This window comes from Bradyrhizobium sp. USDA 4452 (assembly GCF_054063575.1).
Genome location: NZ_JBSSGK010000001.1, coordinates 4,517,917 through 4,539,710, shown reverse-complemented (window position 1 = coordinate 4,539,710; position 21,794 = coordinate 4,517,917). Strand labels below are relative to the sequence as shown.

The 21,794-nt window shown below is 66.5% G+C and carries 17 protein-coding genes; 5 read left to right on the top strand and 12 right to left on the bottom strand.

Translation table 11 applies throughout. The annotated features are described in order from the left end of the window. Nucleotides 1-76 precede the first annotated feature (76 nt). The 5 genes from ACVISU_RS21800 (at nt 77) to ACVISU_RS21780 (ending at nt 9,291) form a co-directional block, all read left to right on the top strand. Nucleotides 77-997, top strand: a complete 921-nt coding sequence (locus ACVISU_RS21800; RefSeq protein WP_456708267.1) for a LysR family transcriptional regulator — start codon at nt 77-79, stop codon at nt 995-997. 80 nt (nt 998-1,077) lie between these two features. Then, complete coding sequence (addB, locus tag ACVISU_RS21795; protein ID WP_456708266.1) at nt 1,078-4,224, top strand: double-strand break repair protein AddB; 3,147 nt, start codon at nt 1,078-1,080, stop codon at nt 4,222-4,224. Beyond that, the gene (addA, locus tag ACVISU_RS21790) at nt 4,218-7,694 is read left to right on the top strand and encodes a double-strand break repair helicase AddA (protein ID WP_456708265.1); all 3,477 of its coding nucleotides are present in this window, start codon (nt 4,218-4,220) and stop codon (nt 7,692-7,694) included. The genes addB and addA overlap by 7 nt, the downstream gene beginning before the upstream one ends. Before the next feature lie 115 nt (nt 7,695-7,809). Next, on the top strand, nt 7,810-8,130 hold the full coding sequence (gene trxA / locus ACVISU_RS21785; RefSeq protein ID WP_016847387.1) for a thioredoxin: 321 nt from the start codon (nt 7,810-7,812) through the stop codon (nt 8,128-8,130). Nucleotides 8,131-8,277: 147 nt separating this feature from the next. Further along, a complete protein-coding gene (locus ACVISU_RS21780) occupies nt 8,278-9,291 on the top strand; it encodes an ATP-dependent DNA ligase (RefSeq protein WP_456708264.1) in 1,014 nt (337 codons plus the stop codon). A gap of 5 nt (nt 9,292-9,296) precedes the next feature. On the opposite strand, the gene ACVISU_RS21775 is transcribed toward ACVISU_RS21780, so the two are convergent. The 12 genes from ACVISU_RS21775 to aroA all read right to left on the bottom strand — a co-directional run bounded on the left by ACVISU_RS21775 (nt 9,297) and on the right by aroA (nt 21,720). Beyond that, nucleotides 9,297-10,037: a metallophosphoesterase family protein gene (locus ACVISU_RS21775; protein ID WP_456708263.1), complete on the bottom strand. Its 741-nt coding sequence runs from the start codon at nt 10,035-10,037 to the stop codon at nt 9,297-9,299. A gap of 113 nt (nt 10,038-10,150) precedes the next feature. Continuing rightward, on the bottom strand, nt 10,151-11,395 hold the full coding sequence (locus ACVISU_RS21770; protein WP_456710873.1) for a bifunctional folylpolyglutamate synthase/dihydrofolate synthase: 1,245 nt from the start codon (nt 11,393-11,395) through the stop codon (nt 10,151-10,153). A gap of 95 nt (nt 11,396-11,490) precedes the next feature. After that, nucleotides 11,491-12,432 carry an acetyl-CoA carboxylase, carboxyltransferase subunit beta gene (gene accD, locus ACVISU_RS21765; protein ID WP_456708262.1) on the bottom strand — a complete coding sequence of 314 codons (942 nt, stop codon included), beginning with the start codon at nt 12,430-12,432 and terminating at the stop codon, nt 11,491-11,493. Between the two features lie 104 nt (nt 12,433-12,536). Next, nucleotides 12,537-13,373, bottom strand: a complete 837-nt coding sequence (gene trpA / locus ACVISU_RS21760; protein WP_050425713.1) for a tryptophan synthase subunit alpha — start codon at nt 13,371-13,373, stop codon at nt 12,537-12,539. Beyond that, complete coding sequence (gene trpB / locus ACVISU_RS21755; protein WP_456708261.1) at nt 13,370-14,587, bottom strand: tryptophan synthase subunit beta; 1,218 nt, start codon at nt 14,585-14,587, stop codon at nt 13,370-13,372. The genes trpA and trpB overlap by 4 nt, the downstream gene beginning before the upstream one ends. Then, entirely contained in the window at nt 14,584-15,255 is a 672-nt protein-coding gene (locus ACVISU_RS21750; RefSeq protein WP_456708260.1) for a phosphoribosylanthranilate isomerase, read from the bottom strand. The genes trpB and ACVISU_RS21750 overlap by 4 nt, the downstream gene beginning before the upstream one ends. A gap of 73 nt (nt 15,256-15,328) precedes the next feature. Continuing rightward, entirely contained in the window at nt 15,329-15,715 is a 387-nt protein-coding gene (locus tag ACVISU_RS21745; RefSeq protein ID WP_456708259.1) for a LapA family protein, read from the bottom strand. Nucleotides 15,716-15,802: 87 nt separating this feature from the next. Continuing rightward, nucleotides 15,803-16,132, bottom strand: a complete 330-nt coding sequence (locus ACVISU_RS21740; protein ID WP_050404277.1) for an integration host factor subunit beta — start codon at nt 16,130-16,132, stop codon at nt 15,803-15,805. Between the two features lie 271 nt (nt 16,133-16,403). Continuing rightward, on the bottom strand, nt 16,404-17,381 hold the full coding sequence (gene sppA, locus ACVISU_RS21735; protein WP_456708258.1) for a signal peptide peptidase SppA: 978 nt from the start codon (nt 17,379-17,381) through the stop codon (nt 16,404-16,406). 287 nt (nt 17,382-17,668) lie between these two features. Then, nucleotides 17,669-19,378, bottom strand: coding sequence for a 30S ribosomal protein S1 (rpsA, locus tag ACVISU_RS21730; RefSeq protein ID WP_050404279.1), 1,710 nt, complete (start codon nt 19,376-19,378; stop codon nt 17,669-17,671). Between the two features lie 378 nt (nt 19,379-19,756). Further along, a complete protein-coding gene (cmk, locus tag ACVISU_RS21725) occupies nt 19,757-20,386 on the bottom strand; it encodes a (d)CMP kinase (RefSeq protein ID WP_050404280.1) in 630 nt (209 codons plus the stop codon). Continuing rightward, a complete protein-coding gene (gene aroA / locus ACVISU_RS21720; protein ID WP_456708257.1) occupies nt 20,383-21,720 on the bottom strand; it encodes a 3-phosphoshikimate 1-carboxyvinyltransferase in 1,338 nt (445 codons plus the stop codon). Before aroA ends, cmk begins: the two co-directional genes overlap by 4 nt. Nucleotides 21,721-21,794: the final 74 nt, after the last annotated feature.

Here is a 21,794-nt window from a genome sequence, read left to right as displayed (position 1 = left end):
CATCCTGTCGGTCACCACCGTAAGCGCGGGCAGAGCATTGTTGAAATCGATTATCATTATGATCATTATTGCTAGGATGAATTTAGCCGCCGTCGATCTCAACCTGCTGGTCGCCTTTGAGGCGCTGATGGAGGAGCGCCACGTCACGCGCGCGGCCGAGCGTATCGGGCTGGCCCAGCCGTCGATGAGCAGCGCCCTACGGAGACTGCGCGCCCTGTTTGCTGACGAATTGTTCCTGCGGGCCGGCGCGGGCATGCAGCCGACCGAGAAGGCGCTGGCGCTGGCCGGTCCGATCGGCGAGGCGCTGCGGCAGATCAGGGGCGCGCTGGCGCCCGACCGGAGCTTCGATCCGGCCAACGCGCGAAGGCGCTTCACCATCGCAGCGACCGACTATGGCGACCTCGTTCTGGTGCCGGAACTGAGCCGCCTGCTGCGGATGGAAGCGCCTGGCACCGAGCTTGCCGTGCGTCCGCTGACCGACACGACGGCGGCGTTGGCCAGGCTGGAGCGCGGTGAACTCGATGCGCTGATCGGCGGCCACCTGCCGGACTCGCCGCGCTGCGTCCGGCACCGCTTGTTCGAGGAACGCTTCGTCTGCATCCGCGACTGCGCGCGCGCGAGCCGATCGGAAGCGCTCAGCCTGGAGGATTATGCGAGCCTGCAGCACGCGCTGTTCTCCGCGGCCGGCGGCGACGGCCTGCCGAGCGTGATCGATGCGCTGCTGGCGCGCCATGGACTGAAGCGACGGGTGGCCGTCACGCTTGCGCATGTGGTGGCCGTTCCGTTCGCCGTGGCCGGCACCGATCTGATCGCCACGATGGCCGAGCGCGTCGCCCGCCGCTTCACGCAGCTCGCCGAAATCACCGTCGTGATGCCGCCGATCGAGATCCCCGCCTTCGCGATCGACCTGATCCACACCAGCCGGGCGGCCGAGGATCCGGCGCTGCGCTGGTTCCTGGATGCCGTCGATCGCGCCGCCGGCCGGCTGCGTCATTGAGCTGTTATGGCTGACCTGCAGGGGTGGCTAACGATGGCCGCCGCTCCCTATATTGGCGCCTGATTCGAACAAGGCAGCCCATGCGCGTTTTCAGCGTTCCCGTCTCTGCGCCGTTCCTGCGCACCGTGATCTCGGCGCTGGTGGATGGCCGGCTGGTACCGGGATTCGAGGCGCAGAGCGATCCGGCAAAGCTCGCCACCGCCACGCTCTATCTGCCGACCCGCCGCGCCGGACGGCTGGCGCGCGAAATCTTCCTCGACGTGCTCGATTCCGATGCCGCGGTGCTGCCGCGCATCGTCGCGCTCGGTGAGATCGACGAGGACGAGCTCGCCTTCGCCGGCCAGGGCGACGATTTCGGCGGCGCCGCGCCGCTGGAGATCCCGCCAAGGCTCGGCGAGCTCGAGCGCCGGCTGACCCTGGCGCATCTGGTCGCGGCGTGGGCGAAGACGCCGGTGTCGGCACCGCTGGTGGTCGGCGGCCCTGCCTCGACCTTGCAGCTCGCCGGTGATCTCGCGCGGCTGATGGACGACATGGTGACGCGCGGCGTCGACTGGCGCGCGCTCGACCGCCTGGTGCCTGACCAGCTCGACAAATACTGGCAGCACTCGCTCGACTTCCTGCGCATCGCGCGCGATGCCTGGCCGAACTACCTCAAGGAGATCGGCCGGATCGAGCCCGCGGCGCGCCGCGACCTGCTGATCGAGGCGGAGGCGGCGCGGCTGACCGCGCATCCCACGGGCCCGGTGATCGCGGCCGGTTCGACCGGCTCGATGCCGGCCACCGCAAAATTCCTCCACGCAGTGGCGAAGCTTCCGAACGGCGCCGTGGTGCTGCCCGGACTCGACACCGATCTCGACGAGGAGTCCTGGGACACGATCGGCGGCGAGCGCGGCGACGACGGCAGGTTCACGACGCCGCCCTCCTCGAACCATCCGCAATTCGCGATGCACGCGCTGCTCGACCGCTTCGGCATCAGGCGCCGCGACGTCGAGAGCCTCGCCCAGCCTGCGCCGCAGGGACGCGAGGTGCTGGTGTCGGAGACGATGCGCCCCTCGACCGCGACTGCGCAGTGGCACGACCGGCTGGAGCGGCCCGAGATCGTGGCGCGGATTTCTGCCGGGATGACCAACCTCACCGTGGTCGAGGCGCCCAATCCGGAAATGGAAGCGCTGGCCATCGCGGTCGCGATGCGCGAGGCGCGGCATCTCGGCAAGTCGGCCGCGCTGGTGACGCCGGATCGCGCGTTGGCGCGGCGCGTGATGGCCTCGCTGACCCGCTGGAATCTGGAGTTCGACGATTCCGGCGGCGATGGGCTGATGGAAACGCCGGCCGGCGTATTCGCCCGCCTCACCGCGGAGGCCGCGGCCAAGGGGCTGGAGCCGCCGACCTTGCTCGCGCTGCTCAAGCATCCGCTGTTCCGGCTCGGCGGCGCCCATGGCGCGCTGAAGCGCGCAACCGAGGTGCTGGAGCTCGCGCTGCTCCGCGGCACCCGGCCGCAGGCGGGAACCGCCGGCCTCGCGCGCGACTTCGCCCGCTTCCGCGCCGAGCTCGTCAAGCTGCATGGCGGCGAGACCTCGTCGCTGCATGCCATGGAGCCGCGCGCCCGGCTGCGCGACAACGAGCTCAACCAGGCCGAGGGCCTGATCGCCAAACTGCAGGCGGCGCTGGCGCCGCTCGAAGGCACGGCATCGTCAAAGCCCTACGACTTCGCCGAGCTGGCCGCGCGTCATCGCGAGGTGCTGATCGCGCTGTCGGCCGATCGGAACGGCGTCGCCATCGTGTTCGAGGAGCGCGCCGGGGGATCGCTCGCGTCCGCCTTCGACGAGTTGCTCGCCAAGCAGCAGCCGAGCGGGCTGGCGACGCCGCTCGCCGATTACCCCGAGGTGTTCCAGACCGCGTTCGCCGACCGCATGGTGCGGCGCCCGGACTCGGCGCGCGCGCAGCTCAACATCTTCGGCCAGCTCGAGGCGCGCCTGACCGAGTCTGATCGCGTCATCCTCGGCGGCCTGGTCGAGGGCGTCTGGCCACCGGCGCCGCGGGTCGATCCGTGGCTGAGCCGGCCGATGCGGCACGAGCTCGGGCTCGATCTTCCCGAACGGCGCATCGGCCTCTCGGCGCACGACTTCGCGCAGCTGCTCGGCCATGACGAGGTGATCCTCACCCACGCGGCCAAGGTCGGCGGCGCGCCGGCGGTCGCCTCGCGCTTCCTGCACCGGTTAGAGGCGGTTGCGGGCGAAGCGCGCTGGAAGGCGGCGACATCGGCCGGAGAAACCTACGTGCAATATGCCGCCGAGCTCGACCGGCCCGACACCGTCGCGCCGATCGCTCAGCCGGAGCCGCGGCCGCCCCGCGAGGCGCGGCCGCTGAAAATGTCGGTGACCGCGATCGAGGACTGGCTGCGCGATCCCTACACGATCTATGCGTGCTATATCCTGAAGCTAGATCCGCTCGATCCGGTCGACATGCCGCTGTCGGCCGCCGATCGCGGCTCGGCGATCCACGAGGCGCTCGGCGAGTTCACGCAAACTTACGCGGACGCGCTGCCCGCCGACACCATGCGCGCGCTGCGCGAGATCGGGGCCAGGCATTTCGCGCCGCTGATGGAGCGGCCCGAAGCGCGTGCGCTGTGGTGGCCGCGCTTCCAGCGCATCGCGGCGTGGTTCGCCGAATGGGAACAGGCGCGGCGCGGCAGCATCGACGCAATCAGGGCCGAGATCCGCGGCGAGATCGGCATTCCGCTCGATGCTACGAGGACATTCACGCTCTCCGCGCGCGCCGATCGCATCGAGCGGCGCGACGACGGCAGCTTTGCGATCCTCGACTACAAGACCGGCCAGCCGCCGACCGGCAAGCAGGTGCGCATGGGGCTGTCGCCGCAGCTGACGCTGGAAGCCGCGATCCTGCGCGAGGGCGGCTTTGCCGATATTCCGGCCGGCTCCTCGGTCGGCGACCTCGTCTATGTCAGGCTGAGCGGCAACAACCCGCCGGGCGAGCAGCGTTCGCTGGAGCTGAAGGTCAAGACCAGCGACACGCCGCAGCCGCCCGATGAAGCCGCCGACGCCGCGCGGCGCAAGCTGGAAGCCTTGATCCGCGCCTTCGACGACGAGAGCCAAGCCTACACCTCGCTGAACCTCTCGATGTGGGCGAACCGTTACGGCGCCTATGACGACCTCGCGCGCATCAAGGAATGGTCCGCCGCCGGCGGCCTGGGGATCGAGGAATGGTAAAGGCACCGCGCCCAATCCCGCCGGCGGTGCGCGACGCGCAGGCGCGCGCGTCCGATCCGAAAGCGTCGACCTTCGTGTCGGCCAATGCCGGCTCCGGCAAGACCCATGTGCTGGTGCAGCGCGTGATACGCCTTTTGCTGTCCGGCGTGCCGCCGGAGAAGATCCTCTGCATCACCTTCACCAAGGCCGCCGCGGCGAACATGGCCGAACGCGTGTTCACGACGCTCGGCCACTGGGTGACGCTCGATGACGCCGGGCTCGATGCCGCGATCCGCGAGGCCGGCATCGCGCATCCCAGCGTCTCGCTGCGGCGCGAGGCGCGAAAACTGTTTGCCTGTGCGCTGGAGACGCCCGGTGGGTTGAAGGTGCAGACCATCCACGCGCTGTGCACCCGCCTGCTGCAACAGTTTCCGTTCGAGGCCAACGTGCCGGCGCGGTTCGCCGTGCTCGACGATCGCGACCAGAACGAGATGATGGAGCGCGCCAATCTCGCCGTGTTCCTCGAAGCTTCGCGGATTCCCGACAGTCCGATCGGCCGCGCGCTGCGGACGGCGATGGCGAATGCCGCCGACGTCACCTTCAAGGAGGTGGTGCGCGAGGCCTGCCTGAGCCGCGACCACTTCATGGCCTGGACCGATGCCGCCGGCAGCGCCGCGGCCGCCGCCGCGCAGATGTCGGCGGCGCTCGGCGTCTCCTCCGATGATCGCATCGAGGATGTCGAGCGCGAGATCGTCGACGGGCCGAACCTGCCGCGCGCGAGTTGGAAGGAGATGGCGACGCTGCTCGACACCAGCAGCAAGGCGGATCAGAAGCAGGCCGAACGGCTGCGCAGCGCGCTGGCCTTCACCGGTGCGGCGCAGGTCGACGAGTATCTCGGCGTCTTCCTGACCGACGACCGCGCGCCGCGCGCCTCCGTCATCACCAACAATTTTATCAAGAAGAACCCTGTTGCAGGCCACAGGTTCGAGGCGGAGATCGATCGTCTCGGTCCCTTGATCGAGCGGCGCCGCGCGGTAGTCGCGCGCGACCGCAGCGAAGCACTGATCCACATCGCGACCGCGGCGGCTGCGCACTACCGGCGCGAGAAGCTGGAACGCGGCCTGCTCGACTATGACGACCTGATCGACAAGACGCTGGCGATGCTCGACCGCGTCTCCTCGGGCTGGGTGCATTACAAGCTCGACCGCGGCGTCGACCACGTGCTGATCGACGAGGCGCAGGACACCAGCCCGCGGCAATGGGATATCGTCGCCCACATCATCTCGGAATTCACCTCCGGCGCCGGTGCGCGCGACGGCTTGGTGCGCACGGTGTTCGCGGTCGGCGACGAGAAGCAGTCGATCTTCTCGTTCCAGGGCGCAGCACCCCGTGAGTTCGACCTGCGCCGGCGCGAGCTGAAACGGCGGTTCGAGGAGGCCGGGCTGAAATTCGATCCGGTGTCGTTCACCTATTCGTTCCGCTCGGGGCCGGTGATCCTGCATTCGGTCGACCATGTATTCCGCGAGCAGGAGATCTTCCGCAGCATCCATGCGGTCGAGAACGGCTACCCGATCCACAATGCGATGGCCGATGCCGGCCCCAGCCTGATCGAACTCTGGGATCTCGCAGTCGCCGACGACCGCCAGGATATCGAAGGCTGGCGCGCGCCGTTCGACGGCGTCGCGGTGACGAGCCCCGAAGTGAAGCTCGCACGGCGCATCCAGGCCGAGATCAAGCGCCTCGTCACCAGCGGCACCATGACCGGCAGCGCCGGCAGCCGGCGGCCGTTGCGTTACGGTGACATGCTGATCCTGGTGCGGCGGCGCGGCAACGCCTTCGACGCTGTCATCCAGGCGTTGAAGCACGCCGGCATCCCGGTCGCCGGCGCCGACCGGCTGAAGCTGACCGAGCACATCGCGATCATCGACCTGATGAACCTCGCCGACGCGCTGCTTCTGCCGCAGGACGATCTCGCGCTTGCGGTGGCGCTGAAGAGCCCGCTGTTCGGTCTCGACGACGACGATCTGTTCAAGCTGGCGTATCAGCGCCGCGGCTCGCTGCGCGAGGCGCTGACTGCGCACGCGCCGACCGATGAACGCTTTTCGGCCGCCTTGCGCCGCCTGGAACAATGCGAGCGCCGTTTCACCCAGGAGACGCCGTTCGCGTTCTACGCCTGGCTGCTTGGCGGGGACGGGGGACGCGCGCGCATCCTGCGCCGGCTCGGCCACGAGGCCAACGACGCGCTCGACGAGTTTCTCGAACTGGCTCTGAGCTACGAGCGCAAGGCGCCGGCCTCGCTGCAGGGCCTCGTCGCCTGGCTGCGCGCCGCCGACACCGAGGTGAAGCGCGACATGGAGATTTCGCGCGACGAGGTCCGCGTCATGACCGTGCACGGCGCTAAGGGCCTCGAAGCATCTGTCGTGTTCCTGGTCGACACCACAACCTCGCCGTCGGACACGCAGCGGCTGCGGCTGATCCATCTGCCGCAGGGCAACGCGGCGCCGAACGCGCCCGGCGTCGTGGTGTGGGCCGGCAAGAAGGCCGAGGATCCCCCCAATGTCGCTGAGGCGCGCAAGGCAATGCTCAGCGACACCGAGGACGAATATCGCCGCCTGCTCTATGTCGCGATGACCCGCGCCGCCGACCGGCTGATCGTCGGCGGCTGCATGCCCGGCAACATGAACACGGTGCGGAAATCCTCCTGGTACGATCTGATCGCCAGGGGGCTCGCCAATTCCGGGCTTAAGCTCGAAGAAGAGCAGACGCCGGCCGGCAAGGTGATGCGCTATTCGCGGCCGGACGACATTGCCGAACTCACCGGCGCTTCTGCATCGGCAGCTGCGCCGCCGATCGTGCTGCCGTCCTGGCTGCGCGCTGCGGCAGCCCCTGAAGCATCCGCTGCGCGCGTGCTGCGCCCGTCCGATCCGGCTGACGGCGACAGCCATCCGATCCGAACCGGCGAATCGGTGCTGCTGCGCGCCCGCGCCCTGCAACGCGGCACGCTGGTGCATCGCCTGCTGCAATCGCTGCCCGATGTCGCGGTGGAACGACGGCTCGGCGCGGCGCTCGGTTATCTCGCGCGTAACGCCGACGGCTGGAGCGAGGAAGAGCGCGCTGCGCTGGCTCGGCAGGTGGTCGCCCTGACGGTCGATCTGCGCTTTGCGCCGGTGTTTGCCCCCGGCAGCCGTGCCGAGGTTTCGATCGTGGGCCGGCTGGAGCGGCCGGGCCAGCCGAAGGTGCTGGTCTCGGGCCAGATCGACCGCCTGGTGGTCACGCCGAACGAGGTCCTGATCGTCGATTTCAAGACCAACCACGCGCCGCCAAAGACCGCCGCCGACGCCCCCGAGGGTTATATCCGGCAGCTCGCGCTGTACCGTGCGGTGCTGGCAAAACTTTATCCCCAAAGGATCATCCACGCCGCCCTGCTCTGGACCGAAATCCCTGAAATGATGGAGATTTCCGCCTCCGCGCTGGACGCCGGGCTGGCATAAGTTCATGTCGGCGTGAGCGAGCTTGACCCGGCAAGGGGGCATTCATACGTTTGCCCCATGCTCCCGGGCGCGATTCTCAACCGCGCCCTTTATCCCAACCGAACGAGGTACTCACATGGCCGTTGGCAAGGTTTCTGACGCCGATTTCGAAGCCGAAGTGCTCAAGGCGACCGGGCCGGTGGTCGTCGACTTCTGGGCCGAATGGTGCGGCCCGTGCCGCATGATCGCACCCGCTCTCGATGAGATTTCCGGCGCGATGGGCGACAAGGTCAAGATCGTGAAGCTCAACGTCGACGAGAGCCCGAAGACCGCGTCGAAGTACGGCGTGATGTCGATCCCGACCCTGATGATCTTCAAGGGCGGCGAGATGGCCTCCCGTCAGGTCGGTGCCGCGCCGAAGGCCAAGCTGCAGCAGTGGATCACCGCTGCGGTCTGATCCGGTTCTCCTGATTAAATAATTTTGAGCACGGCCGGCGGATTCGCCGGCCGTTTGCGTTGGCATGACGTGTGTTGCCTCGAAAGGTCCCAGCGCTTGCCGTCCTCGCGTCATAAGCCCCCGTCCGGAGCGGCTCGGCTTGCTGCCATGGAAGCGCGTTCGGTGGCTGACATTCCCCGGGGCGAGCAATGGCAGTACGAGCCCAAATGGGACGGCTTCCGCTGCCTGCTGAGACGCGACGGCAACAAAGTCGATCTGCGCTCGAAATCCGGCGAGGATCTCAGCCGTTATTTTCCCGAGCTCGTCGTTGCAGCACAAGAAGTGAAGGCCAAGGGCTTCGTACTCGACGGCGAGATCGTGGTGCCGCATGGCCGGACGTTTTCCTTTGATAACCTCCTGCAGCGCATCCATCCTGCCGTCAGCCGCGTGAAGCGGCTCGCGCGGGAGACCCCGGCCTTGTTCCTGGTGTTCGACCTGTTGGCCTGCCCGAGCGCGAAGCAGCTATCGAGACGACCGTTGAGCGAGCGGCGGCCGAAGCTCGAAACGTTCGCCCGGTCGCAGTTGAAATCGAACTCCAGCTTTCGCCTCTCACCGGCGACGCCAAGTTATCTGCTCGCGAAGAAGTGGCTGGCGCGGTCGGGCGGCGGCTTCGACGGCGTCATCGCCAAGCGCCTGGATCTGCCCTATCAGGCCGGCAACCGCGACGGCATGCAGAAGATCAAGAAATTCAGAAGCGCCGATTGTGTGGTCGGCGGCTTTCGCTATGCCACGAACAAAATCGACGGCCGCAAGGTGGTGGGTTCACTGCTGCTCGGCCTCTACGATCACGACGGCCTGCTGCACCATGTGGGCTTCACCTCGGCGATCAAGCAGCAGGACAAGCCGGCGCTCACGGATCGCCTCGAGCCGTTGATCGCCAAGCCGGGCTTTACCGGAAATGCGCCGGGCGGCCCGAGCCGGTGGTCGACCGAGCGCTCGGCACAATGGTGCCCGCTGCGGCCCAAACTCGTGATCGAGGTCTGCTACGACCATTTCAGCGGCGATCGTTTCCGCCACGGCACCTCGATCCTTCGCTGGCGGCCGGACAAGGCGCCGAAACAATGTACGCTCGACCAGCTGAAGCAGAAGGCCGCCGATCCGATGAAGCTGTTGAAGGCATAGCTCCGTCAGCGTATCCACCCCGTTGCCAGCGCCGAGGCGAGTTCGGCCTGACCATTGCGCCGCGCCAGCGCCGCCATCGCTGCGTGGTCGTACGGGATGTGACGGAAGGTGACGTCCCAGTTGCCGTCGACCTGTTCGAGAACGGCGTAGCGCGCAGCGGGCGAACCGGCTTCGACGACATGCGGATACGGCTTGCCGGCGCTATAGCCGGGCGAGCCGACGCTGCCGGGATTGACGATCAGCCGCCCGTCGCGAAGCCGCACCGCGCGCGCGGTATGTGTGTGTGCGCAGAGAATCAGCGATTGCGTCACGCCGGCCGCCCTCGCCTCGATCGATTCCAGCGACGACATCAGGACTTCGCCGCCCGGCAGCACGGTCTCAAGCCAATAAGTGTCGTCGTCCTGCGGCGTGGCGTGACAGAGGAACACCGCGTCGCGATAGACCGCGTTCGCCGGCAGCGTGCGCAACCAGTCGAGATGTCGCGGCTCGAGCTGGGTGTAGGTCAGCCGCTCCCATGAGCCCATCTTCTCGTGCGGGCGGTCGATCAGATAGCGGTCGTGATTGCCGAGCAGATGAACCGCGTCGAGTGCCATCAGCATATCGATGGTCGGACGGGCGTCGAGTGGCCCGCTCACCATGTCGCCGAGATCGATGATCTCGGAAATCCCTTGCGCGCGAATGTCCGACAGGACAGCTTCAAGAGCGAGATGGTTGCCGTGGATGTCGGCGATCGCAGCAAAACGCATGATGTGTTGTCCTCCCGTAGCCCGGATGGAGCGAAGCGCAATCCGGGGTCCTGCTACCACGGATCGAGCCGTCCCGGATTTCGCTGCGCTCCATCCGGGCTACGACGCCGACCTCATGCAGGAGGCGTGCCGTTGGCGGCAAGCACCGGGCCGGCAAGGTACAGCGAGCCGGTGATCAGGATACGCGGCGGCACCTCATAGGCCAGCGTGGCGAGCCGTTGCAGCGCGGCGTCGACACCGGATGCGATCTCGACCCGCATGCCGAGCGCACGCGCGGCGTCGGCGAGCTTGTCCGGCGCCATGCCGTTGTCGCGGCCAGGCACCGGGACTGCGATGATATGGCGCGTCAGTCCGGCGAAATTGGCGAGGAAGGCGTTGGCATCCTTGTTGGCCATCATGCCAGCGATCACGACCAGCGGCCGCGACACGCGCTCCTCAAGATCGCCGAGCGCTGCCGCCGCGACGCGGCCGCCCTCGGCATTGTGGCCGCCGTCGAGCCAGACCTCGGAGCCCTGCGGTCCCTGGCAGGCGAGGCTGCCTGCGACCAGCCGCTGCATCCGCGCCGGCCATTCCGCGCTGACGATGCCGGCCTCATAGGCCGCGATGTTGAGCCTGAAGGTGCCGATCGCACGCAAGGTCGCGATCGCAAGGCCCGCATTGTCGAACTGGTGCCGGCCGAACAGTTTTGGCGCAGCAAGATCCATCAGGCCGTGCTCGTCCTGATAGACCAGCCGGCCGCGCTCGACGCCGACATGCCATTGCTGGCCGGCCGCATGCAGCGGCGCGCGCATGCGGTTCGCCTCCGCCTCGATCACCGCCATCGCATCCGGCGCTTGCTCGGCGCAGACCACCGGCACCTTGCGCTTGATGATCGCGGCCTTCTCGCCGGCGATCAGAGCCAGCGTATCGCCAAGGAATTCCATGTGATCCATACTGACCGGCGCGATCACCGAAGCGAGCGGCGTCTCGACCACGTTGGTGGAATCGAGGCGGCCGCCGAGGCCGACCTCGAGCAACGCGACGTCGGCCGGATGCTTCGCGAACAGGCAGAAAGCGACCGCCGTCTCCATCTCGAAGATGGTGATGGGATGGCCGGCGTTGATGCGCTCGCAATGCTCGAACGTGGTGCGCAGCTCGTCGTCACCGACGAGCTTGCCGCCGCCTGCGGCGCCCAGCCGGTAGCATTCGTTGAGCCGCACCAGATAGGGCGAGGTGAAGACGTGCACGCGCAGGCCGGCGGCCTCGAGGATCGCGCGCAGATAGGCGATCGTCGAGCCCTTGCCGTTGGTGCCGGCGACATGGATCACCGGCGGCAGCTTGCGCTCAGGATGATCGAGCCGCTCCATCAGGCCGCGCATGCGATCGAGGCTGAGATCGATGTGCTTCGGATGCAGCGCCGATATCCGCGCGATCAACGCCTCGAACGAGGGTCGCGATGGGGCGGCGCTTGCGGTCACGCGTGCGGCGCAGCCGGCACCGTCTCCGGTGCCGTGACGATCTGGGCCGGCTCGGTGACGGCGACCGTGGGCTTGGACGCGGTTTCGAGCGCCGGCGCCTTGGTGAGCAGGCGACACAACCGCGCCAGCGTGGCCTTCATGTCATGGCGGTGCACGACCATGTCGACCATGCCGTGCTCGCGCAGATATTCGGCGCGCTGAAAACCTTCCGGCAGCTTCTCGCGAATGGTCTGCTCGATCACCCGCGCGCCGGCAAAACCGATCAGCGCACCGGGTTCGGCGATCTGGACGTCGCCGAGCATCGCATAGGAAGCGGTGACGCCGCCGGTGGTCGGATTGGTCAGTACGACGATATAGGGCTGCCGCGCCTCGCGCAGCATCTGCACGCCGACCGTGGTGCGCGGCATCTGCATCAGCGAGAGTATGCCTTCCTGCATCCGTGCGCCGCCGGACGCGGCGAATACGATGAAGGGCGACTTCTTCTCGACCGCGAGTTCGAGCCCGCGCACGATCGCCTCGCCTGCGGCCATGCCGAGCGAGCCGCCCATGAAATCGAAATCCTGTACCGCGACCACGACGCCGGTGCCTTCCAGCTTGCCGTAACCGACCTTGACCGCGTCGTTCAGGCCGGTCTTGCTCCGCGCATCCCTGATCTTGTCGATATATTTGCGCTCGTCGCGGAATTTGAGCGGGTCGGCGACGACCTCGGGCAGCGCGACGTCGAACCAGGTCTCGTTATCGAAGATCGACTTCAGCCGCGCCACCGCGCCCATGCGCATGTGGTAGTTCGAGCCGGGGATCACGAACTGGTTCGCCTCGACGTCCTTGTAGAACACGAGCTGGCCGGAATCCGGGCACTTGATCCAGAGGTTTTCCGGCGTCTCGCGCCGCAGGATGTTGCGAATCTTCGGCCGGACGACGTTGGTGAGCCAGTTCATGGTTCGCTCCGAAATGCGGGTCGCTCCCGCACCAGCTGGATATATGGCGGGCCGGGCGAACCCGGCAAGCCGCCGTCTGCGGCCTTGTTGCCGCAAAATGTGGCTTATTCAGCGGCCTGCTTGGCGCCCCGGACCCCCTGTGCCAGCGCGGACACCAGGTCCGCCACCGCGCTCACGGTCTTCGGCGTCGCGCGGCCCTCGGCATCGAGATTGGCCCGCACCACATCGACGATCGCGGTGCCGACCACGGCGCCATTGGCGTTCTCGGCAATCGCACGTGCCGTTTCCGGGGTGCGGATGCCGAAGCCGACACAGACCGGCAGCTTGGTGTGGCGCTTGATGCGGGCAACCGCTTCCGCGACCGCGTTCGAATCGGCCGTCGCAGCGCCGGTGATGCCGGTGATCGAGACGTAATAGACAAAGCCCGAGGTATTCGCGAGCACCGCGGGCAGGCGCTTGTCGTCGGTGGTCGGCGTCGCGAGGCGAATGAAGTTCAGTCCGGCCTTCATCGCGGGGATGCAGAGCTCGGTGTCTTCCTCCGGCGGCAGGTCGACGATGATCAAGCCATCGACGCCGGCCGTCTTGGCATCGGCCAGGAAGCTGTCGACGCCGTAGATGTAGATCGGATTGTAGTAGCCCATCAGCACGATCGGCGTCGCGTTGTCCTCCTTGCGGAAGTCGCGGACCATCGCCAGCGTCTTGCGCAAGGTCATGCCGCCCTTGAGCGCGCGCAGGCCGGCGGCCTGGATCGACGGGCCATCGGCCATCGGATCGGTGAACGGCATGCCGATCTCGATGACGTCGGCGCCGGCCTTCGGCAGCGCCTTGAGGATGTCGAGCGAGGTTTTTGCGTCGGGATCGCCGGCCATCACGAAAGTGACGAAGGCGGAGCGGCCCTGCTGCTTCAGCTCGGCGAAACGTGCGTCGATACGGGTGGTCACTTCTGCCTCGCCTTCAAGATGTCGCCGACCTGCGGCACGTCCTTGTCGCCGCGGCCTGAGAGGTTGACCACCATCAGGTGATCCTTCGGCCGCTGCGGCGCGAGCTCGGACAGTTTCGCGATCGCGTGCGCGGATTCCAGCGCCGGGATGATGCCCTCCAGCCGCGACAGCAGCTGGAATGCGGCCAGCGCTTCCTCGTCGGTGGCGGAGAGATATTTGACGCGGCCGGTGTCATGCAGCCAGGCATGCTCGGGGCCGATGCCGGGATAATCGAGGCCGGCCGAGATCGAATGCGCTTCCTCGATCTGGCCGTCGGCGTCCATCAAAAGATAGGTGCGGTTGCCGTGCAGCACGCCGGGCCGCCCGCCGGCGAGCGAAGCGGCATGCAACTGCGTCAGCCCGTGACCGGCCGCCTCGACGCCGAAAATCTCGACCGAGGGATCATCGAGGAACGGATGGAAGAGGCCCATCGCATTGGAGCCGCCGCCGATGCAGGCGATCAGCGAGTCCGGCAGGCGGCCCTCGGCCTCCTGCATCTGCGTGCGCGTCTCGTGGCCGATGATCGACTGGAAGTCGCGCACCATCATCGGATAGGGGTGCGGACCCGCCACCGTGCCGATGCAGTAGAAGGTGTTGTGCACGTTGGTGACCCAATCGCGCAGCGCGTCGTTCATCGCGTCCTTCAGCGTGCGCGCGCCCGACTGCACCGGGACGACCTTGGCGCCAAGCATCTCCATGCGGATCACGTTGGGCTGCTGCCGCTCGACGTCGACCGCGCCCATATAGACCACGCATTCGAGCCCGAAGCGCGCGCATAGCGTCGCCGTCGCCACGCCGTGCTGGCCGGCGCCGGTCTCGGCGATGATGCGCTTCTTGCCCATCCGGCGCGCGACCATGATCTGGCCGAGCACGTTGTTGACCTTGTGCGAACCGGTGTGGTTGAGCTCCTCGCGCTTCAGATAGATCTTGGCGCCGCCGAGATGCTCGGTGAGCCGCTCGGCGAAATACAGCGGCGAGGGCCGGCCGACGTAGTCCTTCAGATAGACGTTCATCTCGGCCTGGAACGCCGGATCCGCCTTGGCGTCGGCATAGGCCTTTTCGAGATCGAGGATCAGCGGCATCAGCGTTTCCGCGACGAAGCGTCCGCCGAAAATGCCGAAATGCCCGCGCTCGTCGGGGCCGCTGCGGAAGGAATTGGGCAGGTTTGGATTCATCGAACCATCAGTTCTTGGGTCGTACTTTGGGTTGCGCGTGCGGCGCGGATGAAGGCGCGGATCAGCTCGGGATCCTTGACGCCGGGCGTGCGCTCGACGCCCGATGACACGTCAACCCCGCCGGCGCGGGTGACGCGGACAGCCTCGGCGACGTTATCGGCGTTGAGCCCGCCGGAGACCATATAGGGCAGCGCGAGATCGAGATTTTCCAGCACGTGCCAGTCAAAGGGCGCGCCGAGACCGCCCGGCCGCGTCGCATCCTTCGGCGCGCGCGCATCGAACAGGATACGGTCGGCGACGCTGGCATAGCCCGGCAGCGGCGCGAGGTCGGCTGCGGTCTCGACCGGCAGCGCCTTCATCAGCGGCAGGCCGAACTTCTGCTTGATGTCGCGCAGCCGCGCGGTGGTCTCCTTGCCGTGCAATTGCAGAATGTCCGGCCGCAGCGTCTCGATGATGTTTTCCAGCGTCGCGTCGTCGGCATCGACGGTCAGCGCAACCTTGACGGCGCGGCCCTTGGCGCGGCCGCCCAGCTCGCGCGCGGTCTGGAGGCTGATATGGCGCGGCGACGGCGGGAAGAACACGAACCCCACCATGTCGGCGCCGCCCTCAAGCGCGACGTCGAGCGTCTCGCGCGTGGACAGGCCGCAGATTTTGACGAGCAGGGGCATGGTCTCGAAACGGGTCTCAAAACGGGTTTTCGGGCGTCCGGAACAGGGCTGTACCGATCCGACGGGGCGGGTTCTACAACGTCGCGCCCTGCTTGTCTCGCCCATTGGGCCCGTAAAAGCCCAGCTGGGCCGGGGCCGAACGGCGCTGCGCGTCGTCCCGGGAGGCCGCCGCCCGAAGGTCAGCCAGCTCTGCGCGGACGTGGCGGGCGTCCGCCTCGTGCTGCCGGGCGGCACGGCGCCAGCGCCCTTGCTTGAACCAGGTTCCGATGCCGCCCGCGATCACACCCAATATGGCAGAGGCGATGATGACGACGAACAGCGGCAGTGTGACCGCAACCGTCGGCGTCACAGAGTTGAAGGGATCGAACGACACCGTCACCCAGTGACGATTGGCGACGGCGAAGATGATGAAAATCAGTCCGAGCGGAACGACGAAGACTGCCGTGAAGAACTTTCGCATGACCATCTCTCGCAACGATGGAGAAGGTACGGGCACCTCGCCCGCAGCACGGCAACGCTCGACGTCGCGCGTTAAGCGCCAGCCTTGTTACGCATCGGCCTTGGGCGCGTCGACCTTGGAGCCGCCCGCCGCAGTCTCGTCGCGATTGAGACGCTCGCGCATTTCCTTGCCGGTCTTGAAGAACGGCACGCTCTTCTGATCGACCGGCACATGCTCGCCGGTGCGCGGATTGCGGCCGGCACGCGCCGGGCGATGCTTCACCGAGAAAGCGCCAAAACCGCGCAACTCGACGCGGTCGCCACGCGCCAGCGCCGCGACGATTTCATCGAGAATCGCATTCACAATGTTCTCGACATCCCGCTGATAGAGGTGCGGGTTGTGCTCGGCGATGCGCTGAACAAGTTCGGATTTGATCATCGAAAGTGGGATCCGGGCTCTTGCGGAAACCCATTTCCGTGAAAATGCCGTGCACTGTCAAGACGCTAAATCGATTTAGGACGCCGTGAATTCGCGTGACAAATAACCCAATTGGGGCATGCGGCGATTCCCGCAGAGCGGGAATACCCTGATCAACACGCCTTTCGCTCCCGATGGAGCCCCGTTCCGATTGAATCGGAACGCAGCTCGGGATTTTTGCTTTGACGCGTTTTCTTCACGCGAACCGGCGCCCACTTCGCTCGAAAACGCTCTAATCGGTTCCTCCGGGAGTCCACAGCGCCAGCATGCCGTCGAGTCCGAACCGGTCGACCGCCTGAGCGACACCGCCCTGCTCGATCCGTCGCGCGATGCCGCCAAGGCCAAACGCATCGAGCGTCATCGATGCTGCGGTGCGCAGGAAGGTCAGGTCGCTGAATCGCGGATTGAGCTTGTAATTGCGCACCGGCAGGTCGCTTTTGACCTTCTTCTCCGCGACCAGCCAGGCGATCGCGGTCTTTTCGTCCCCGAGCTGATCGATCAGCTTGAGATCGACCGCCTGCCGGCCGGTGAAGACGCGGCCATCCGCGACCTTCTCCAGCAGGCCGTCATCCATGCCGCGCCGCTCCTTCACCAATCCACGGAACCATGCATAGGAATCCTTGACCAGGCCGTCGATCGCAGCGCGGGCCTCCGGGCTGGTCGGCTCAAAGCCGTTGGGCGCCGCCTTCAGCGGCGAGGATTTGATTTCCTCCATCTTCACGCCGACGGTCTTGAGCAACTCGGACACGTTGGGAAACTGGAAGAGCACGCCGATCGAGCCGACCAGCGAGGTCTGCTGGGCGACGATATGGTCGGAGGCGATCGCCGTGATGTAACCGCCCGAGGCCGCCAGGCCCTCGACCACGACGACGAGCGGCTTCTTCGCCTTCAACTGCATCAGCGAGTCGTAGAGCTGCTCGGAGCCCGCGGTGGTGCCGCCGGGCGAATTGATGTGCACGACAACCGCCGCATAGCTCGATTTGCCGAGCCGCTCCAGCGCCTCGACGCGCTCCTGGTCACTGCGGATCAGGCCGTCGATATTGATCCGCGCGATCGTGTTCGACGTCGAGAAGCTGCCGCGTCCGCCGGCGGCGATCACACCCACGCCGACGATGGCGGCGATCGCAATGACCGCAGCGGCGAGGCGCCAGAACGTCAGCTTGCGCCTGATCCGGCGGCGGTCGACGATCACGTCAGAATCCAGCGACATCCGATCTCTCCAGAAACAGTCAGCGCGCAATCCGCGCGTTTTGCCGTCGCAGCGTCACTATCAGCTTAGCCAAATACATCAATTGCGACGCAATATGAAGAAAACAAGGCTCCGTCTTTGGAGGTACCTGTAGCCCGGATGAAGCGAAGCGCAATCCGGGAGCGCTTCACCCGCGGATGCAAGACCCCGGATTTCGCTGCGCTCCATCCGGGCTACGGGCATTCCCAAAACAAAAGGGCCCCGGCTTTTCGCCGGGGCCCCGATGTTCGCCTCAACGAGACGGGTGCTTACTTGTCGGTGCCGCGGTTCTTCAGCGCGGTGCCGAGGATGTCGCCGAGCGTCGCTCCCGAATCGGAGGAGCCGTACTGCGCGATGGCTTCCTTCTCTTCGGCAACTTCCAGCGCCTTGATCGAGACCTGCACCTTGCGGGCCTTCTTGTCGAACTGGATGACGCGGGCATCGACCTTCTCGCCGACGGCAAAGCGTTCGGCGCGCTGGTCGTTGCGATCGCGGGCCAGCTCGGACCGCTTGATGAAGGTGGTGAACTCGGTGCCCGAAATCCGGACCTCGATGCCGCTCTCCTTCACTTCGAGCACTTCGCAGGTCACGACCGCGCCCTTCTTGACGTCGCCCGGCTCGGCGAAGGGGTCGCCTTCGAGCTGCTTGACGCCGAGCGAGATGCGCTCCTTCTCGACATCGACATCGAGCACCACGGCCTTGACCATGTCGCCCTTCTTGAAGTTGTCGATGACCTGCTCGCCCGGAAGCTTCCAGTCGAGGTCGGAGAGGTGGACCATGCCGTCGACGTCGCCCTCGAGGCCGAGGAACAGACCGAACTCGGTCTTGTTCTTGACCTCGCCCTCCACCACCGAACCGACCGGGAACTTCTCGACGAAGACTTCCCAGGGATTGCGCATGGTCTGCTTGAGACCGAGCGAGATGCGGCGCTTGACCGAATCCACTTCGAGCACCTGCACTTCGACTTCCTGCGAGGTCGAAACGATCTTGCCGGGGTGCATGTTCTTCTTGGTCCACGACATCTCGGAGACGTGGATCAGGCCTTCGATGCCCGGCTCGAGCTCGACGAACGCGCCGTAGTCAGTGATGTTGGTGACGCGGCCGGTGAAGCGGGCACCCAACGGGTACTTGGCTTCGATGCCCTGCCACGGATCATCCAGCAGCTGCTTCATGCCCAGCGAGATGCGGTGGGTCTCGTGGTTGATCTTGATGATCTTGACCTTCACGGTCTGGCCGATGGTCAGCACCTCGGTCGGGTGGTTGACGCGGCGCCAGGCGATATCGGTCACGTGGAGCAGGCCGTCGATGCCGCCGAGATCAACGAACGCACCGTAGTCGGTGATGTTCTTGACCACACCGTCGATCACCTGACCCTCTTCGAGGTTCTGCACCAGCTCCTGGCGCTGCTCGGCGCGGGTCTCTTCGAGAACCGTGCGGCGCGACACCACGATGTTGCCGCGGCGGCGGTCCATCTTGAGGATCTGGAACGGCTGCGAGTTGTTCATCAGCGGCGCAACGTCGCGGATCGGACGAATGTCGACCTGCGAGCGCGGCAGGAAGGCCACCGCACCGTCGAGGTCGACCGTGAAGCCGCCCTTGACCTGGTTGAAGATGACGCCGTTGACCTTTTCGTTGTTCTGGAACGCCTTCTCGAGCTTGCCCCAGCTCTCCTCGCGGCGTGCCTTGTCGCGCGACAGCACGGCTTCGCCGAGCGCATTCTCGATCCGGTCGAGGAACACCTCGACTTCGTCGCCGACTTTCAGATCGCTTTCACGGCCGGGGCCGGCGAATTCGCGCAGCGCGACGCGGCCTTCGGTCTTCAGGCCGACGTCGATGACGGCCATGTCCTTCTCAATTGCAACCACCTTGCCCTTGATGACCGAGCTTTCCTGCAAATTGCCGCCGGCAAAGGACTCATCAAGCATCGCCGCGAAGTCGTCGCGGGTCGGGGTATAGGAAGACACAGTATTCGAAGCCATTTGTTCTCCAGTGCGGGATCTTGCCGGCCGTTCGGGTTGATGGGCGCACCGCGCGTGAAGTGTCAGGGTTCCGCAAACCCTGACGACCGCTCATTGCAGGAGGTGCAACAGCGGGCCGGCAGCAAAACTGCACGTTCGGTACGTTTGAATTGATTGGAGCCTGATAACGAAAATATCGCCTTCAAGACCTGGGAGCGGGCGTTCCTCCAGATGCGGCGAGGGCTAAAACCCGGCGCCGGCCCGCTCAGACACGGCCTCGACACGGTCGATGGCGCTCCGAACGGCGCTGATATAGCCCTGCAAGCCGTTTTCGGCAAGCAGGAAATGCCCCATTTTGCTGGGTTTTCGGGCCGAAAGGGCCTTCCGATGCGGGCTATTCTAGCGTCGGGCGCGCGCCGCCTCGACGATGGCGATAGCGGCGCGGACGCCAGCCTCGATGTCGAGATTGGAATTATCCAGCGTGTGGGCGTCCGGAGCCGGCCGCAACGGCGCAATGGCGCGGTTCTGGTCCCGCTCGTCGCGCTTGAGGATGTCGGCCAGCACCGCCTCTTCGTCGGCGTCCTCGCCGCGGGCGCGGGCCTCCAGGGTGCGCCGCCGTGCCCGCACGCGGGGATCGGCGACCACGAAGATCTTCACGTCGGCGTCCGGGCAGATCACGGTGCCGATATCGCGGCCATCGAGCACCGCACCGGGCGGATCGGCGGCGAACTGTCGTTGGAAGCTGACCAGCGCCTCGCGCACCCTCGGAAAGGCCGAGACAACCGACGCGCCCTCGCCGACCTTCTGGGTCTTCAGGATCGGATTGCCGAATTTTTCAGGATCGAGTTCGAGCGCAACGGCCACCGCCAGCGCCTCGTCGGTGAGGTCGGCACCCTGCGCCATCATCGCATAGGCCACCGCGCGGTAGATCACACCGGTGTCGAGATGGCGATAGCCGTAATGGTGGGCGAGCCGCTTGCCGAGCGTGCCCTTGCCGGAGGCGGCGGGTCCGTCGATGGCGATGATCATGCGAAGTCAGCTCCGAGCGCGCGCATCATCGGGATGAAATCCGGGAAACTGGTGGCGATGAAGGCGGTGTCATCGATCTTCACCGGCCGGTCCGAAGCACAGCCCATCACCAGCGCCGACATCGCGATGCGATGATCCATGTGGGTGGCAACGAGGCCACCGCCTGGAACGTGGCCGCGGCCCTCGACGATCAGGTCATCACCGGAAACCTCGACCTTGACGCCGTTGACGCGCAGCATGTCGGCGGTGGCTTCGAGGCGGTCGGATTCCTTGACGCGCAGCTCCTGCAGACCGCGCATGATCGTGGTTCCCTCGGCAAACGCCGCCGCAACCGCCAGCACCAGATATTCGTCGATCATCGACGGCGCGCGCTCCGGCGGCACCTCGACGCCCTTCAGCTTCGAGGCCCGCACGCGCAATTGCGCCATCGGCTCGCCGGCATCGCCGCGCACATCGCTCTCGTCAATCGAGGCGCCCATTTCGCGCAGCGTGGTGAATAGGCCGGTGCGCAGCGGATTGGTCATCACGTCGGAGAACACGACGTCGGACCCTTCGACAATCAGCGCCGCCACGATCGGGAACGAGGCCGAGGACGGATCGGCGGGTACCACGACCTCTGCGCCGTGCAGCTCTGGCTCGCCGTTCAGCGAGATCCGGCGGCCGTGGCTGCCTTCCTTCTCCGAGGAGATCTCGGCGCCGAAATGCTTCAGCATCAGCTCGGTGTGGTCGCGGCTCGCCTCCTGCTCGATGACCGTCGTGATGCCGGGCGCGGACAGCCCCGCCAGCAGCACCGCGGACTTGATCTGGGCCGAGGCGACCGGGGTCTTGTAGACGATCGGCACGGGATAACGGGCGCCATGCAGGGTGAGCGGCAGCCGGCCGCCCTCCCTGACATCGCTGGTCCGGGCACCCATCAGCTCCAGCGGATCGAGAATCCGGCGCATCGGCCGCGAACGCAGCGAGGCGTCGCCGTCGAAAACCGCCGCGATCGGGCAGCCGGCCACCGCGCCCATCACCAGCCGGCAGCCGGTGCCGGAATTGCCGAAATCGAGCGGGGCCGAGGGCTGGGCGAAGCCGCCGACGCCGACGCCGGCGACCGACCACGCAAAAGGCGCCGTCCGCTCCACCCTGGCGCCCAGCGCGCGCATGGATTTGGCGGTATTGAGGACGTCTTCGCCCTCCAGAAGGCCGGAAATGCGGGTTTCGCCGACCGAAAGCGCCCCGAGGATCAGGGCACGGTGGGAAATCGATTTGTCGCCGGGAACGCGGACCTTGCCGGCCAGCGGGCCGCAGGCGCGTGATTCCAGCGGGGTCGGGGTGTCGGAATGAGCCAAGATTGTGTCCTCTCGCGCCGCGGCAGGTATCACATAGGCAACACCGCGTCACGCGCCCGTCACTTGCGCGCACA